Raw genomic sequence first — 15,539 nt, 5'->3', positions numbered from 1 at the left:
GCCCAATGCGCACGGGGTCGCCCGTTCCTATTGCTTCGCACCCTGAGGGTCAATATTCTGCGCTGCAACATACCTGTTCAAAGGATTTCCCGATGCCCGACACATCTTCCCTCTCGCTCAGCGCCCAAGATAGCCTTGTCGCGCTGATGATCGCGGTCTCGGCCTCGGACGAAGACATTCGCACCGCCGAACTGGTCAAAATCGAATCCGCGCTGAACCTGCTGCCAGTGTTCTCGGGCTACGACAACGACCGCGTCGCCACGATCAGCAAGACGGTCTTTGACCTGTTTGAACAAGAAGACGGGCTGGATGCCCTCTTTGGCCTGATCCGCGAAGCGCTGCCCGAACGCCTGCATGAAACGGCCTATGCGCTGGCCTGCGACGTGGCCGCCGCCGATGGCACACTCGACGAAGCCGAACTGCGCCTGCTCGAAGAGATCCGCTATGAGCTCAACATCGACCGGCTCCACGCCGCCGCGATTGAGCGCGGCGCGCGGGCACGGCATCTGACCTAAGCGCGGGTTAGGACTCTTCCAGCACGGCTTCCTGCTCTGCCTCGCCCTCAGCGTCAGGCTCGGGGGCCGTCTGCGTTTCAGGCTCGGCTGCGGCTTCAGGCTCAGGTTTCACGGCCACGTTATACAGCAGCCCCCAACGCTCCAGCAGGCCACGCTGCACACGTTTGGCCCGCCCGTTCCAAGTCCGCGCCCCCGGCGGACGCTCCCGTTCAGCCCGGCTGATCTTGGCGCGTTCATCGGTGTTCGCGGTCAGGATCGCAAAGGCCAGCACCCGATCTTCGGGCGTGGTCAAAAACCCAGCCAGCGCCGAGACAAAGTTCAGCGTCCCGGTCTTTGCGTCGATCTTGATCGGATTGTCCCGCTCTGGACGGCCCCGGTCATCGCGCAGATAGACCGGCTTCAGAATAGGCCGCAGCCCGGTGCCGTGAATGCGCGCCAGCCCCCCGGCCATGTCATGCACGGTCATCTTGCTGTCATCGCCAAGGCCCGAGTGGTCGATCATCGCCGGGTTTTCCATGCCCAGTTCCTCGACCGCCCATTTGTTCATCTCTGCCGCCGAGGCCCGCAGGCTGGGCACCGTTCCCAGCCGTTTGGCGCTGGCGGCCAAGCCGACCATCTCTGCCGTAAGGTTGGTGGAATATTCCAGCATGTCCTTCAGGATCGGCCGCAACTTGGCGCTGCGATGGGTGACGAGGGTCTCCCCTTCGGGCAGCGCTTCGGCCAGTTCCGCATCGCCCAACTTGATGCCGTGGCTGCGGGCAATCGTCGCGAAAATATCGCCCGCATAGACGCCGGGCCGCCGGATCGGCAGCCAACGCGCGCCGCCCGAGCCCAAGGCGCTCTTTGCCACGGTCCAGACATCGCGGTCGGGTTTGTTCTCATAGGTGTAAACCGGCCCGCTTCGATCGACGACTTCCATCGTGGCGGCGCGCACAGCAGGCGCATAACGCCCCGCGCGGCCCTCCATCGTCACGTCATAACCACCGCCACTGCGTTTCCATTCGAAATGCACCCGGTTGTAATTCAGCGCGATGCCCGAAACGCCGGGGTTATAGCCCACATGGTCGGGCTGTTCGGGGTCAATCGCAAAGGTCGCGGGAAATGCGCCCTCATAGACCTTGAACGTGCCCTTTACGCCAATGATGCCCGCCTCTTTCAACTCTTCGGCCATCTGGCCCAGATCGTCGCTGTCGAGTGTCGGGTCACCCCCGCCAACGAGGATCAGATCGCCCTGCACCTCGCCATTGACCACACCGCCCGTCGCCAGCAACCGCGTCTCGAAAACGTGATCGGGGCCCAGTTGGTCCAGCGCATAAAGCGCGGTGATCGCCTTGATGCTGCTGGCCGGCGGAATGCCATCGGTGGCGTTGGACGCCTCCAGCCAGACGCCGCTTTCGACATCGACCACGGCAAAGGCTACCGTGCCGCTGATCCCGCTGTCTGCGATGATCTCGGAAACGTTAGGAATGGCCTGTTTATACAGGTCGTCATCACGCCCCATGGGGCGCAACGAAGTGGTCGGGGACTCGGCCCAAGCAGAGGCCGCCACCATCGCAGCGGCAGCCGTTCCAAGGAAAATGCGTCGTGTAAAACTCTGGCTCATGGGCTTGATATAAACCCCATGCGGCGTTCGGCCACAACCTGTCTGACAACAGGGGGCCTTTCGCGGTTGCACAAAACCGCCGACCTGCTACCCCGACGTCATGCAACGCGCTATTCCGATCATGTTTATCGCCATGTCACTGATCCCCGCAGGGGACAGCGCGGGCAAGATTTTGACCTCGGGGATGGGCGTGGCACCGGTTTTTGTGGCGTGGTCGCGCTTTGCCATCGGCGCGCTGATGGTGCTGCCGTTCCTGCCGCGTGGCACTTGGGGCCTGATGCGCGACTGGCGGCTCTGGCTGCGCGCCGCCACGCTGGCGTTGGGCATCACCTGCATTCAAACCGCGCTCCAGACAGAGGCGATTGCCAATGTCTTTGCCGCCTTCTTTATCGGACCGATGGTCAGCTACCTTTTGGCCGCGATTTTCCTGCGCGAACGCATCAGCCTGCTGCGCAGCGCTTTGATCCTGCTGGGCTTTTGCGGTGTGCTGCTGGTGGTGCGTCCGGGGCTGGGCGGCGGCACCGGCGGGCCGGGGCTGCTGTTCGCCGTGGCCGCGGGGCTGTTCTACGGCGTTTTCCTGACCATGTCGCGCTGGCTTTCTGATCTGGCACCACCCCTTGCGCTGACCTTTACCCAACTGGCGATGAGCGCGGTGATGCTGCTGCCCTTGGGCCTGATGAACCTGCCCCAAGCCACCCTGCCCGTCGCCGGATTGGCGACCGCAAGCGCGCTGTTTTCGATGTTGGGCAATCTGCTGCTGCTCTACGCCTATCGCCGCGCGCCCGCGACGCGGCTGGCACCTTTGGTCTATTTCCAACTGATCGCGGCGGTGCTGCTGGGGCTCTTCCTGTTTAGCACCCTGCCCGATGCGCTGACATGGGCGGGGCTTGCCGTCATCATCACCGCTGGCATCACCTCGGCCCGGCTACGCTGAGCGCCAGCCCCCGGCAGCGCGCAGCGCGGTGGATGAGACATCAACCATGGGCACATTCACGAAACACCACGCAGGCGCCGTGGCATGGCCCAAAAGCTGGCTGTTACGCCCCGCGATCCGGTAAGGCGCATAAAGCGCCGCCGCCCGGCTCATCCGGGCCGAGATACGTTGCCCGGGCCGGGCCAGCACGCCCACCGGCACCGTCTCCATGATTTGCCGCCAATCTTGCCACAGATGAAACTGCGCAAGGTTATCGGCACCCATCAACCAGACAAAGCGCACGCCGGGGTAGTGCCGCCGCAGCGCCGCCAGCGTCTGAGCCGTGTAGCGGGTGCCAAGCTGCGCCTCGATATCGGTGATCTCAACGCGCGGGTGATCCATCACCGCCCGCGCCCGCGCTTTGCGCTGCGCCATGGGCGCTGGCCCGTGTTCTTTCAGCGGGTTGCCGGGGCTGAGCAGCCACCACACGCGGTCCAGCCCGAACCGTTTCAATGCCTCGCGGGTGATATGTGCATGCCCCTCATGCGCCGGGTCAAACGACCCGCCTAGCAGGCCGATGACCTGTCCACTTGTGGCGAATGGCATGGTATTACGCAAGAAAATGGCCCCCGATCAGAAATCAGGGGCCAAAGGAGGGGCATTGCTGCCCTTTGTCAATGCAAGGCGCTTACTTGTGCTTCACGATCTCGCCCGAACGCAGCCGCGTGACATAGCTGTTCAACTCACGCTTCACGATCGGCATCAGGAAGTAGAGCGCGATGATGTTCACGATCGCCATGGAGAAGAGCATCGCATCGCTAAAGTCGATCACCGGCCCAAGGCTCGCCGCCGCGCCGATTACGATGAAGACGCAGAAGATCACCTTGAAGACGAGCTCTTTCACCGCTCCCTCGCCGAACAGATAGGTCCAAGCCTTGAGGCCATAGTAAGACCAGCTGATCATGGTCGAGAAGGCAAAGAGCACCACCGCAACCATCAGCAGTACCGGGAACCACGAGAAGGCCCGCGCATAGGCAGCCGAGGTCAGCGCCACGCCGCTCACTTCACCCTCGGTCGCGATCCGGCCCGCCTCGGCGTTCCAGATGTAGAGCCCGGTTTCGGGGTCTTGGTTGAGCACGCCGCTGATTACGATGACCAAAGCGGTCATGGTGCAGATCACCACCGTGTCGATGAACGGCTCCAACAGCGCGACGTAGCCCTCGGTCACCGGCTCTTTGGTACGCACCGCGGAGTGGGCGATGGCCGCCGAACCGATGCCCGCTTCGTTGGAAAAGGCCGCCCGACGGAAGCCTTGGATCAACGCGCCAGTAAAGCCGCCGACAACGCCCAGACCGGTAAAGGCGCCCATGAAAATCTGGCCAAAGGCCCAGCCGATCATGTCCCAGTTGATGATGAGGATCAGCACCGACACCAGCACATAGAAGACACCCATGAAGGGCACGATCTTTTCCGTCACCCGCGCGATGGATTTCAGACCGCCCGCGATCACGGCAAAGGTCACACCGGCAAGGATCACACCGGTAATCCAGCCCGGATAGTCGCCCAAAACACCTGCAAGCTGCGCATGGGCTTGGTTGGCTTGGAACATATTGCCCCCGCCTAGCGCGCCCAGAATGGTGAAGATCGAGAACAGCACCGCCATGAAGCCACCCAGCGGCAAGCCGCGCTCGGAAAAGCCTTTGACGATATAATACATCGGCCCGCCCGAGACATGGCCGTCGGGGAATTCATTGCGGTATTTCACGCCCAGCGTACATTCGGTGAACTTGGTCGCCATGCCGAACAGGCCCGCAACCACCATCCAGAATGTCGCGCCCGGCCCGCCGATGCTGACAGCCACAGCCACGCCTGCGATGTTGCCCAGACCCACGGTGCCCGACAGCGCCGTCGCCAACGCCTGAAAGTGGCTCACTTCGCCCGCATCGTCCGGATCAGAATAATCGCCCCGCACCAGTTGGATCGAATGCCAGAAGCCTTTGACCTGAATGGCACCGAAATAGACGGTAAAGACCACCGCCCCCACGACCAGCCACAGCGCGATCCAAGAGAAATTCGTGCCCGGCAGCGGGGCAAAGATGAAGGAGACATACCAACCGGTGTAATCGGCAAAAATCTGGTTGATACGCTGGTCGACGCCGACAGCCTCTTGCGCGGCGGCAAGGGTCGGCAGCAATGACGCAAAAACGGCCATCACATAGGTAAATAACTTGTTCATGGCTTATCCTTTCAGGGAATGATCGTGACAGGCACGCTGGAGCCCGCGACCAACCGGCCCGTCACCCCGCCAAAGAGCCGCTTGAGCCCGCGCTCACCGACCCGACCGACAACAATCTGAAGCGCACCGCGCTTCTTGGCGACACCTTCAAGGATATCGGCCACATCACCGTGCCGCACGATCCCTTCGACCTCCACGCCCGAGGCTTTGGCCTCTGCCACTGCCGGATCAAGCACCACATCATGCGCGCGCTGCAACTCCTGCTCGCGCCGCATGTGGCGCTGCTCGTTCTCTTCCTTGGTCTGAAAAGTGAAAGGCGACCATTCGATCACGAAGCAAACCGTGATCGAACAATCCCCGATCTGTTTGGCCTGAGCCTGAGCGAAGGCCAAAGCACGCGCGCCGGCCTCCGAACCGTCCAGACCCACAACGATTGTGGATTTTGACATGAGTATTTCCCTGTTTTTATGACTGCCAGTCGATGCACCGCGAAGGGTGAGCACCGCTTTCAGCCTGCCTACTCCACGATGGCCGAAAATCGCCGCCCAATCGTAGATTGCAAGAATCCTAGCGCAAAAAGCGCAGAAAAGTCGACCGCATTTCGCTTCCCAACTGCACAGATCGCCTGCCAAACCGTTGTAAAACCATCCAATAGCCCGCATCGCCCGCCTGAGGCACGCGGCGCGAGACGCGCCTCTTGCGACACCGGCGGTCGACAGCCCTGCGGCGTATAGAGTGTTTGATCTTGCCCTGCCCGGGCGATATTGCACTGCAAACCCCAAATCGCGTTTCGAGGATTCTCCAAATGGCTGCCTATCAATACGTCTATCACATGTCCGGCGTCTCCAAGACCTACCCCGGGGGCAAGAAGACATTCGAAAACATCCACCTGAACTTCCTGCCCGGCGTGAAGATCGGTGTCGTCGGCGTCAACGGCGCGGGTAAATCCACCCTGCTCAAGATCATGGCCGGGCTCGACAAAGATTTCACCGGCGAAGCATGGGCCGCCGAGGGCGCCAAGGTCGGCTACCTGCCGCAGGAACCCAAGCTCGACCCGACCAAGACCGTGCGCGAGAACGTCATGGAGGGCGTGGCCGGGAAAAAGGCCATTTTGGATCGCTACAATGAACTGGCGATGAACTACAGCGACGAGACCGCTGAAGAGATGGCCAAGCTGCAAGACGACATCGACGCCCAAGACCTTTGGGATCTCGACAGCCAGATCGACGTATCGATGGAAGCGCTGCGCTGTCCGCCCGATGACGCGATGCCCGAAAACCTCTCGGGCGGTGAAGCGCGCCGCGTGGCGCTGTGCAAACTGCTGCTCGAAGCGCCCGACATGCTACTCTTGGACGAACCGACCAACCACCTTGACGCGGAAACCATCGCGTGGCTGCAACAGCACTTGATCGACTACAAAGGCACGATCCTTGCCGTCACCCACGACCGTTATTTCCTTGATGACATCACCAGCTGGATCCTCGAATTGGACCGTGGCCGCGGCATCCCTTACGAGGGCAACTATTCCGATTGGCTGGAGCAGAAAGCCAAGCGCCTGAGCCAAGAGGCCCGCGAAGACAAGTCAAAGCAAAAAACGCTTGAGCGCGAACTTGAATGGATGCGCCAAGGTGCCAAGGCCCGTCAGGCCAAATCCAAAGCCCGGATCGCGGCCTATAACGAGATGGCCGAAACCTCCGAGCGCGAAAAACTCAGCCGCGCCCAGATCGTCATCCCCAACGGCCCGCGCCTTGGCAACAAGGTGATCGAGGTCGAAGGCCTGAAAAAGCACATGGGCGACAAGCAGCTGATTGATGGGCTGAATTTCAGCCTACCGCCCGGCGGTATCGTCGGTGTGATCGGCCCCAACGGCGCGGGTAAATCGACGCTATTCAAAATGCTCACCGGGCATGAAACACCGGACGAAGGCACCATCGAATACGGCGACACGGTTGATCTGTCCTATGTTGACCAGTCCCGCGATGACCTGAACCATGATGACACCGTCTGGCAGGCGATCACCGGCGGCGCCGAGATCATCAAGCTGGGTGATGCCGAGGTAAACAGCCGCGCCTATTGCTCGTCCTTCAACTTCAAGGGCGGCGACCAGCAGAAGAAAGTCGGCCTGCTGTCGGGTGGTGAACGCAACCGCGTACACATGGCGCGTCTGCTCAAAGAAGGCGGCAACGTGCTGCTGCTCGATGAACCGACCAACGATCTCGATGTCGAAACCCTCCGCGCGCTCGAAGACGCGCTGGTCGATTTCGCGGGCTGCGCCGTGGTCATCTCGCACGACCGTTTTTTCCTCGATCGTATCTGTACCCACATCCTTGCCTTTGAAGGCGAAGCGCATGTGGAATGGTTCGAAGGCAACTTCGAAGATTACGAAGAAGACAAGAAGCGCCGTCTGGGTGCCGATGCGCTTGAGCCGAAGCGCCTGAAGCACAAGAAATTCGCGCGGTAAGCATAGCGGATTAGCGATTTGGAGGGCGTCGGATTTCCGGCGCCCTTTTCTTTTGCTCAGCGCAGCATCGGTCCCGCCCGGAGACACGCCGGGCATCGCCTGAACGCGAAACGCCCGCCCCACCTCACGGCAGAACGGGCGCGTCACAAAGCTGAGGACGAGCAGAGCCCTCAGCGTTCTTCGTCGATCGCCGTTTCCAGCTGAGCAAAGAGGTTGTCCTCATCATGCCGCGCCAGACCGTGCAGCGGATCCCAGCTTTGCAGATACTCACGCAGCTTGTTGCTGGCCGAAAGACCCGACCAAAGGCGCTGCTCGGTGACCGAATGCACTTGCAAGGACGGGGCCAGCCCGCCGTTCATACCTTTGCCGTCCCAATTCTTTTCCAGATGCTCGCGCGTGCGATCGGCCATGGAGGCGGTGTTCAACCGGGCGCGGCTCATCACCACCCCGATGAAACGCCCACTGCCCGCATAGGCCAGATGAAAGCGCATGCCCTCCAGCGAATGCACCGAGGCGCGGGCCACCTGCTCCATCTGGCGGCGGAAGGCCGGGGCCTTGACCGCGCGATAGATGCCGCGCGCACCCTCGACTGAGATCGAAAAGAGGCTCATCGAGAAACAACCGCTCGGCAGGCGCAGCAGGTAATTCTCAAGCTCGGAGACGTTGCTACAGGCCGAGACATCGAGATCGAAATCCTCGTCAAAGCGGATCTGCATCATCTGCGTCAACTCGCTCAGCGTATGCTGCGCCTCACGTTCGCGCAGCAGCGAGGCATTGAGCATGCTGGCGGCATTGATCCGCGCGCTGAGCTCGACACCATCCAAAGGCTTGCAGAGGAAATCGGTGGCCCCCGCATCAAAGGCCCGCTGCATCATCGCAGGTTCTTTGCTGGCAGTGATCATGATGATCGGCACAGCGCGGTAGAAAGGCACATCGCGGATCATCTCACACAGGCTGATCCCGTTGATGCCGGGCATCATGATATCAAGCAGGAAGGAATCGAACGGTCGGTTCGACTCTTGCATGATCTCAAGCGCCTCTTCCGAGCTTTCGCAACAGGTCAGCTCGTAATTGTCATTCTCGGTCAGGCAACCTGTAAGCAGGTCAAGGATGACCGGGTCATCGTCTACGGCAAGGATACGCATCATGTCTCATTACTCCACATGAGGGGGGCGCTGGCAGGCGCACTTGGGGCTTTCTCACAAAAAACCACCTATGCCGGGCAGCAATGAGACCAGTTTTAGGCAAACTCGGGACAGCGCATTCGGGGCCGCTCCCCGCAAAATATGGGGAACACGAAACTTCGTGGCGATAATTTGCCGAAATCCGCAACAGCGCAGACCTGTTGTGGCCCCAAAATGCGATGCCCCTTGAACGAATCCCCTCCTGATGCAATATAGACGGTGCAGACGTTATCTTTTTCGACCCACTGTCTCCCTCATACGGCGCTCAGTCTATCGATCCAGACCAACCACGCCGGGCCATCGCACCAACGCGGATGGCATAAATATGGAGACTACGGATATGGCCACTGGCACCGTAAAATGGTTCAACACAACTAAAGGCTTCGGCTTCATTGCTCCCGATGGCGGCAGCAAAGACGTTTTCGTGCACATTTCCGCTGTTGAGCGCGCTGGCCTGACCGGCTTGGCCGACAACCAGAAAGTGACCTTCGACATCGAAGCAGGCCGTGACGGCCGTGAATCCGCGACCAACCTCGCGCTGGCCTAATGGCCGGGGGCCTCGGCCCTGATGCAAGAATTTGACCGACCTGCTGATACCGGCAGGTCGGTTTTTTTATGTCCAGCCTTGCTAAAATGCGCCCCCGTGGCAAAATGCAGAGCGAAACAGCAATAGATTGATGGAGCCTGCCATGCGCCGCCGTAGTTTTCTGACCAGCACCGTGGCCGCAGCCGCCCTTCCCCTGATGGCGCAGGCGCGCACCGCCGCCTACAGTGCCGCCCCGCAGATGGTGCCGATGAAAGCGCAATATGCGCCCGGTCAATTGCTGATCCTGCCGCGCAGTCATTACCTCTATTTCGTAACCGCCCCGGGCCAAGCGATGCGCTATGGCGTGGGCGTCGGTAAAGCGGGATTGGAATTCACCGGCACCGCCACCATCGACGTCAAAAAAGAATGGCCCACATGGCGCCCGACCAATGAGATGATCGAACGCGAGCCGCAGACCTACAAACGTTTCATCGGCAACACCGACGCCCAGCCCGGCGGCCCCGGCAACCCCTTGGGCGCGCGGGCGCTCTACCTGTTCCAGAACGGGCGGGACACCTTTTTCCGCATTCACGGGACCACGCAGCCGAACTCCATCGGCCGTTCGGTCTCCAACGGCTGCATTCGGATGCTGAACGAACATGTGATCGATCTCTATCAGCGTGTGCCGATTGGGACGAAGGTCACGGTGCTCTAAGCCCCTTTTGACAACGCTCAGCCCGGACTCAGGCCGCAGGCACCGGGCCATCGCCCGCCCGCCCGCCCGTCACGCCAAAGGCGTGCCGCATATAGAGCGCACCTTTGGTGCGACCGGCTAGGCGATTTGGTGAGGCCGGGTGCGCCATTGCAAAGGCGCGTCACGGCTGAACGATAAAGTAGCACAAAACTCCGTCGGATCGCCGACCGCGTGCAGGCGCTGGCCCCTCACACCAAAAGAAAGGGCCAGCGCATCGCGCCAGCCCTTCCACTCTCATTACCGTCAAAGCTTACTGAAGCGCTTTATCCGTAATGTCATGGGTCCAAGCCCCCTCGGGCGCTTTCGTGATCATGCCACCTTCCATGGTGATCTCCGCACTGCGGTCAAACGCGGCTTCGTCCAAGCGGCCATCGCTGCCCTCGGTCAGCTTGGCGATCTCGCCCATCATGCGGGTCTGGTGCTTCTCGGTCTGGGCGCCGGTCTGGTCGTTTTCCAGCACGATGTCGGCGGCTTCCTCGACATTCTCCTCGGCGTATTTCCAGCCCTTCATCGAGGCGCGGACGAAACGCGCCAGCTTGTCGACCATCTCGGGGTCTTCGAGGCTCTCTTCGGTGGTGTAAAGACCGTCTTCCAGCGTCGAGATGCCCTCGTCCTCATATTTGAAGACCACCAGATCCTCGGGCGTCAGCCCTGCGTCGATCACCTGCCAATATTCGTTGTAGGTCATGGTGGTGGCGCATTCGACCTGCTTTTGCAGCAGCGGGTCGACGTTGAAGTTGATCTTTTGGATCGTCACCCCACCGTCGGAGCCATCGGTGGGATAGCCCAGCTTGCCCATCCAGCTCATCAGCGGGATCTCATTGCCGAAGAACCAAGTGCCCAACGTGTTGCCGGGGAAATCCTCGGGGCTTTCGATGCCATGCTCTTTGAGACAGGTCAGCATCAGGCCGGATTTCGCGAAAGGCTGGGCGATGTTCACAATCGGCGCGCCCTTTTCGCGCGCGGCCAGCGCCGAGGGCAGCCAGTCGACCATCACGTCGGCCCCACCGCCCAGAAGCACCTGCACCGGCGCGATGTCCGGCCCGCCGGGCTTGATCGTGACGTCCAGCCCCTCTTCCTCGTAAAAGCCCTTGTCCTTGGCGACGTAATAGCCCGCGAACTGGGCCTGCGTGACCCATTTGAGCTGCAGCGTCAGGTCGTCGGCGGCCTGCGCCACGCCCCCCCAAAGGCCCAAGGCGGCCCCGGCTGCGATCTTCGTGATGGTTTTCATTTTTATCTCCCTGTTGGTTGGTCGTCTTTAGTTCCTCTGGCTGGGGTGCCAAAAGGTCACCCGTCCTTCGATAAGGGCCATGATACCATAGAACGCCGATCCGGCTATTGCCGCGACAACAATCTCGGCCCAGACCAGATCAAGCGCAAGCTGCCCAACCGAGGTGGAGATGCGAAAGCCCATGCCCAGCACCGGAGAGCCGAAGAATTCAGCAACGATGGCGCCGATCAGGGCAAGGGTGGTGCCGATCTTTAACCCGTTGAAGACAAAAGGCATCGCCGCAGGCAGCCGCAGTTTCAAAAGCGTGCGCCAATAACCGGCGGCATAGGTCCGCATCAAGTCGCGCTGCATGGCGTCGCTGGCCTGCAAGCCCTGCACCGTGTTCACCAGCATCGGAAAGAACACCATGACCACGACAATAGCCGCCTTGGACTGCCAGCCAAAGCCGAACCACATCACCATGATCGGCGCCATGCCGATGATCGGCAGCGCGGCCACGAAGTTGCCCACCGGCAAAAGCCCGCGTTGCAGAAAAGGGAAGCGGTCGATCGCCAGCGCCGTCAGGAAGGCCGCGCTGCAGCCGATGATGTAGCCGCTCAGCGCGCCTTTGATCACCGTCTGCACGAAGTCGACCCAGAGTATATCAAGCGACGACGCCATCCGCGCCCCGATTGCCGAAGGGGCGGGCAGAAGCACCTGGTTGATGTCGAAGCCACGCACCACCCCTTCCCAAACGGCGATGAGCGTGATGCCAAAGACCAGCGGTGCCGCCAGCGACGCACCCCGCGAGGGCCGCTGCCGCGCCAGCCAGACGTTCAGCGACAAGCCAGCGATCCATGCGAGAATGGCGAAAACAATCCAGCCCATCATGCCATCCCCATCCGTTTCAGCGTCAGCCGCTGGATCAGCCCGATGAGCCCGACCATGGCCGCCGCAAGGGCCGCCGCCATCAAAAGCGCGCTCCAGATCTGGACGGTCTGGCCGTAGTAGCTGCCCGCCAGCAACCGCGCCCCAAGGCCCGCCACAGCGCCCGTCGGCATCTCGCCCACGATGGCACCAACGAGAGAGGCCGCGACCCCAACCTTCAGCGAGGTGAAGAAATACGGCATCGAAGACGGTAACCGCAATTTCCAAAAGGTCTGCCACCCGCTCGCGTTCCATGTCCGCATCTGGTCCAACTGCATCTGATCCGGGCTGCGCAGCCCTTTGACCATGCCCACGACCACCGGGAAAAACGACAGATACATGCTGATGATCGCCTTCGGCAGCAGGCCCGACAGGCCCACGGCATTCAGCACCACAATAATCATCGGCGCGATGGCGAGAATCGGAATGGTCTGACTGGCAATCACCCAAGGCATCACCGACATGTCCATCGTGCGGTTAAACACGATCCCCACCGCCAACAGCGTGCCAAGCGCTGTGCCCATGACAAAGCCAAGGAAGGTCGCGCTGAAGGTGACCCATGTGTGATAGACAAGCGAGCGTTTCGACGTGACTTTCTTCATCACCGTGGTCTCCCACAGTTCGGCCCCCACCTGATGCGGTGCGGGCAGCTTGGGCTTATCCTGCGACCACGTATCGGCCACCAGTTCCGAGAATGTCAGCGTCTTGTCCGCCCGCGCCGCCACATCCCGCGCCCATTGCGCGTTGAGCGCGACAGCAGCGCCATACCAAACGACAATCAACAGCCCCACGACCGTAAGAACGGGGATAATGTTACGCATCAATCGTCCCCATGCCCGGCGCGCAGCCCCTCACGGACGCGATGCGCGATCTCTAGAAACTCAGGGCTTTCGCGGATTTCCAAGGGGCGTTCACGCGGCAGCGGGCTTTCGATCACATCCGCGATCCTACCGGGCCGCGGGCTCATCACCACGATCTTGGTCGACAGATAGACCGCTTCGGGGATCGAGTGAGTGACGAAAGCGATGGTCTTTTCCGTCCGCGCCCAGAGCTTTAGGAGTTGCTCGTTGAGGTGGTCGCGCACGATCTCATCCAACGCGCCAAAGGGTTCGTCCATCAGCAAGATGTCGGCATCGAACGACAACGCCCGCGCGATAGAGGCCCGTTGCTGCATCCCCCCCGACAATTGCCAAGGGAACTTCTTCTCAAACCCGCTGAGTTCAACCAGCTCCAGCACGCGCTGCACCCGCTCGGCCTGCTCCGCCCGCGGGATGCCCATGATCTCAAGCGGCAGCCGGATATTGCCGCCGATGGTGCGCCACGGATAGAGCCCCGCCGCCTGAAAGACGTAGCCGTAGGCCCGCGATTTGCGCGCCTCCTCGGGCGAGACACCGTTGATGGTCACGGTGCCGCCCGTGGGCTGCTCAAGGTCGGCCATCACCCGCAGAAAGGTCGTCTTCCCGCAGCCCGAGGGGCCGATAAAGCTGACGAAATCCCCTTTGTGGATCTCAAGGTTCACGTCTTTCAACGCATGGACCGGCCCGTCATTGGTTTGAAAGGTCAGATCTAGATTGCTGGCGCTGATCACGCTCTGGCTGTCATTCACAAATTTTACTTCCCTGTTGGTCGGCCGCTTTTAGCGCGGCACTTTACCTGATTGTCGTGGCGGTTCTACATCGCTCAGATCCCCGCCGGAATGTTCAGCGGATCGCGCTTGATCATCTTGGGGCTGTTGAGCTCCTTCCACTTGCTGAGCGCGACATTGGCGCTTGGGAAGGCTGGGCGCGGCACGAAACGCCCACGTCCCGGCTGCGGCTGGCTGTTTTGACCCCAAGCCCAGATCACCTCACCTCGGCTGAGGGTATAGCGGCTCTGCGCCTTGACCTCAAAGCCCTCAAAGACGTTGTAATCAAGGATGGAATGGTGGTTCACCGGGCTGATCGTCTTGGTGATTTTCGGATCCCAGACCACGATATCGGCATCAGCCCCTTCAACGATCGCGCCCTTCTGCGGATAGATGTTGAGGATCTTGGCGATATTGGTCGAGGTCGCGGCGACGAATTCATTGGGCGTAAGCCGCCCCGTCTCTACCCCTTCGGTCCAAAGCACGGCGAGACGCTCTTCCAGCCCGTTTGAGCCGTTGGGAATGATCCGGAAATCATCGCGGCCCGCACGTTTCTGCTCAGTGCTGAATGCCGCGTGATCCGTCGCGACCACCTGCAAGCTGCCCGCCTGCAAACCAGCCCAAAGGCTGTCTTGGTGGTCTTTCGAGCGGAAGGGCGGCGACATGACGCGCCGCGCGGCGTGGTCCCAATCCTTGTTGAAATACTCCGACTCATCCAGCGTCAGGAATTGGATCAACGGCTCGCCGTAAACCCGCATCCCCTTTTGCCGCGCACGCCGGATCGCCTCATGGGTCTGCTCGCAGGAAACGTGCACGATATACAGGGGCACGCCGGCGGTATCAGCGATGGTGATCGCGCGGTTTGCTGCTTCGCCTTCCAACTCAGGCGGACGGGAATAGGCGTGGCCCTCTGGCCCGGTGATGCCCTGATCAAAATACTTCTGCTGCAACTCGGCAACCAGATCGCCATTCTCGGCATGGACCATCGGCAGCGCGCCCAACTCGGCACAGCGTTTGAACGAGGCGAACATCTCGTCATCTTCGATCATCAAGGCACCCTTATAGGCCATGAAGTGCTTAAAGCTGTTCACCCCCATGTCGACCGCGTCTTTCATCTCGTTAAAGACGGTCTCGTCCCAGCCGGTGATCGCCATGTGATAGCCGATGTCGCTGCAGATCTGCGGCGCGGATTTGCGGTGCCACTCGTTGATCGCGTTCTTGATCGAGCCATCCGCACCCGGCAGGCAGAAATCGACCACCATCGTTGTGCCGCCCACTGCCGCGGCCCATGTGCCGGACTCAAAGGTTTCGGCTGCCGTGGTGCCCATGAAAGGCATCTCTAGGTGCGTATGCGGATCAATCCCGCCGGGGATCACATAGGCGCCCTCGGCGTCGATATATTCGTCGCCCTTTAGGTCTTCGCCGATCTGTTTGATCTTCTCGCCTTCGATCAGGACATCGGCTTTCCATGTGCGGTCCGCCGTGCAAACCATGCCACCCTTGATTACCTTGCTCATCTTCTTCTCCCCATCTTTTCTGGCAATTCACGTCGGGGGGCCGGGGCAGCACCCCAGACCTCCGCCCGC

At 61.0% G+C, this 15,539-nt stretch carries 15 protein-coding genes; 5 read left to right on the top strand and 10 right to left on the bottom strand.

Annotated elements, in window-relative coordinates; all coding sequences use genetic code 11:
- The first annotated feature begins 92 nt into the window (after positions 1-92).
- The gene (locus B5M07_RS03115; protein WP_067622015.1) at positions 93-515 is read left to right on the top strand and encodes a tellurite resistance TerB family protein; all 423 of its coding nucleotides are present in this window, start codon (positions 93-95) and stop codon (positions 513-515) included.
- Between the two features lie 7 nt (positions 516-522).
- Here B5M07_RS03115 and dacB read toward each other — a convergent pair whose 3' ends face one another.
- Positions 523-2,118 carry a D-alanyl-D-alanine carboxypeptidase/D-alanyl-D-alanine endopeptidase gene (gene dacB / locus B5M07_RS03110; RefSeq protein WP_254693951.1) on the bottom strand — a complete coding sequence of 532 codons (1,596 nt, stop codon included), beginning with the start codon at positions 2,116-2,118 and terminating at the stop codon, positions 523-525.
- Positions 2,119-2,218: 100 nt separating this feature from the next.
- On the opposite strand from dacB, the gene B5M07_RS03105 reads away from it, so the two are divergent.
- Positions 2,219-3,052 (top strand): DMT family transporter, encoded by an 834-nt coding sequence (locus tag B5M07_RS03105; RefSeq protein WP_120350174.1) that lies wholly within the window; start codon positions 2,219-2,221, stop codon positions 3,050-3,052.
- On the opposite strand, the gene B5M07_RS03100 is transcribed toward B5M07_RS03105, so the two are convergent.
- The 3 genes from B5M07_RS03100 to B5M07_RS03090 form a co-directional block, all read right to left on the bottom strand.
- Positions 3,044-3,637, bottom strand: coding sequence for a nicotinate-nucleotide adenylyltransferase (locus B5M07_RS03100; RefSeq protein ID WP_120350173.1), 594 nt, complete (start codon positions 3,635-3,637; stop codon positions 3,044-3,046). The two genes, B5M07_RS03105 and B5M07_RS03100, sit on opposite strands and share 9 nt — an antisense overlap.
- 82 nt (positions 3,638-3,719) lie before the next feature.
- On the bottom strand, positions 3,720-5,267 hold the full coding sequence (locus B5M07_RS03095) for an alanine/glycine:cation symporter family protein (protein ID WP_120350172.1): 1,548 nt from the start codon (positions 5,265-5,267) through the stop codon (positions 3,720-3,722).
- A gap of 11 nt (positions 5,268-5,278) precedes the next feature.
- Entirely contained in the window at positions 5,279-5,716 is a 438-nt protein-coding gene (locus B5M07_RS03090) for a universal stress protein (RefSeq protein WP_067623405.1), read from the bottom strand.
- 356 nt (positions 5,717-6,072) lie between these two features.
- On the opposite strand from B5M07_RS03090, the gene ettA reads away from it, so the two are divergent.
- Positions 6,073-7,728, top strand: a complete 1,656-nt coding sequence (gene ettA, locus B5M07_RS03085) for an energy-dependent translational throttle protein EttA (protein ID WP_120350171.1) — start codon at positions 6,073-6,075, stop codon at positions 7,726-7,728.
- 170 nt (positions 7,729-7,898) lie between these two features.
- Here ettA and B5M07_RS03080 read toward each other — a convergent pair whose 3' ends face one another.
- Positions 7,899-8,876, bottom strand: coding sequence for a response regulator (locus B5M07_RS03080; protein ID WP_240791592.1), 978 nt, complete (start codon positions 8,874-8,876; stop codon positions 7,899-7,901).
- Positions 8,877-9,252: 376 nt separating this feature from the next.
- Between B5M07_RS03080 and B5M07_RS03075 the strand changes: the two genes are divergently transcribed.
- Together B5M07_RS03075 and B5M07_RS03070 are read left to right on the top strand one after the other, a co-directional pair.
- Positions 9,253-9,459: a cold-shock protein gene (locus tag B5M07_RS03075; protein ID WP_067265226.1), complete on the top strand. Its 207-nt coding sequence runs from the start codon at positions 9,253-9,255 to the stop codon at positions 9,457-9,459.
- A 142-nt stretch (positions 9,460-9,601) separates the two neighbouring features.
- Entirely contained in the window at positions 9,602-10,153 is a 552-nt protein-coding gene (locus tag B5M07_RS03070) for a L,D-transpeptidase (protein ID WP_067623420.1), read from the top strand.
- 289 nt (positions 10,154-10,442) lie between these two features.
- Here the strand turns inward: B5M07_RS03070 and B5M07_RS03065 are convergent, their stop codons facing one another.
- The 5 genes from B5M07_RS03065 to hydA form a co-directional block, all read right to left on the bottom strand.
- A complete protein-coding gene (locus tag B5M07_RS03065) occupies positions 10,443-11,423 on the bottom strand; it encodes an ABC transporter substrate-binding protein (protein WP_120350169.1) in 981 nt (326 codons plus the stop codon).
- A 27-nt stretch (positions 11,424-11,450) separates the two neighbouring features.
- A complete protein-coding gene (locus B5M07_RS03060) occupies positions 11,451-12,290 on the bottom strand; it encodes an ABC transporter permease (RefSeq protein WP_120352138.1) in 840 nt (279 codons plus the stop codon).
- Positions 12,290-13,150, bottom strand: coding sequence for an ABC transporter permease (locus tag B5M07_RS03055; RefSeq protein ID WP_205570897.1), 861 nt, complete (start codon positions 13,148-13,150; stop codon positions 12,290-12,292). The genes B5M07_RS03060 and B5M07_RS03055 overlap by 1 nt, the downstream gene beginning before the upstream one ends.
- Positions 13,150-13,935, bottom strand: a complete 786-nt coding sequence (locus tag B5M07_RS03050) for an ABC transporter ATP-binding protein (protein ID WP_120350167.1) — start codon at positions 13,933-13,935, stop codon at positions 13,150-13,152. The genes B5M07_RS03055 and B5M07_RS03050 overlap by 1 nt, the downstream gene beginning before the upstream one ends.
- Before the next feature lie 74 nt (positions 13,936-14,009).
- On the bottom strand, positions 14,010-15,470 hold the full coding sequence (gene hydA, locus B5M07_RS03045; protein WP_120350166.1) for a dihydropyrimidinase: 1,461 nt from the start codon (positions 15,468-15,470) through the stop codon (positions 14,010-14,012).
- Positions 15,471-15,539: the final 69 nt, after the last annotated feature.

The organism is Sulfitobacter sp. D7 (assembly GCF_003611275.1).
GTDB classification, from domain to species: domain Bacteria; phylum Pseudomonadota; class Alphaproteobacteria; order Rhodobacterales; family Rhodobacteraceae; genus Sulfitobacter; species Sulfitobacter profundi.
This window is presented reverse-complemented; position numbering and strand designations above follow the sequence as displayed.

Coding starts and splice junctions, on each gene's coding strand:
- B5M07_RS03115 (WP_067622015.1), top strand. CDS start 93: ATGCCCGACACATCTTCCCTCTCGCTCAGCGCCCAAGATAGCCTTGTC.
- dacB (WP_254693951.1), bottom strand. CDS start 2,118: ATGAGCCAGAGTTTTACACGACGCATTTTCCTTGGAACGGCTGCCGCT.
- B5M07_RS03105 (WP_120350174.1), top strand. CDS start 2,219: ATGCAACGCGCTATTCCGATCATGTTTATCGCCATGTCACTGATCCCC.
- B5M07_RS03100 (WP_120350173.1), bottom strand. CDS start 3,637: ATGCCATTCGCCACAAGTGGACAGGTCATCGGCCTGCTAGGCGGGTCG.
- B5M07_RS03095 (WP_120350172.1), bottom strand. CDS start 5,267: ATGAACAAGTTATTTACCTATGTGATGGCCGTTTTTGCGTCATTGCTG.
- B5M07_RS03090 (WP_067623405.1), bottom strand. CDS start 5,716: ATGTCAAAATCCACAATCGTTGTGGGTCTGGACGGTTCGGAGGCCGGC.
- ettA (WP_120350171.1), top strand. CDS start 6,073: ATGGCTGCCTATCAATACGTCTATCACATGTCCGGCGTCTCCAAGACC.
- B5M07_RS03080 (WP_240791592.1), bottom strand. CDS start 8,876: ATGATGCGTATCCTTGCCGTAGACGATGACCCGGTCATCCTTGACCTG.
- B5M07_RS03075 (WP_067265226.1), top strand. CDS start 9,253: ATGGCCACTGGCACCGTAAAATGGTTCAACACAACTAAAGGCTTCGGC.
- B5M07_RS03070 (WP_067623420.1), top strand. CDS start 9,602: ATGCGCCGCCGTAGTTTTCTGACCAGCACCGTGGCCGCAGCCGCCCTT.
- B5M07_RS03065 (WP_120350169.1), bottom strand. CDS start 11,423: ATGAAAACCATCACGAAGATCGCAGCCGGGGCCGCCTTGGGCCTTTGG.
- B5M07_RS03060 (WP_120352138.1), bottom strand. CDS start 12,290: ATGGGCTGGATTGTTTTCGCCATTCTCGCATGGATCGCTGGCTTGTCG.
- B5M07_RS03055 (WP_205570897.1), bottom strand. CDS start 13,150: ATGCGTAACATTATCCCCGTTCTTACGGTCGTGGGGCTGTTGATTGTC.
- hydA (WP_120350166.1), bottom strand. CDS start 15,470: ATGAGCAAGGTAATCAAGGGTGGCATGGTTTGCACGGCGGACCGCACA.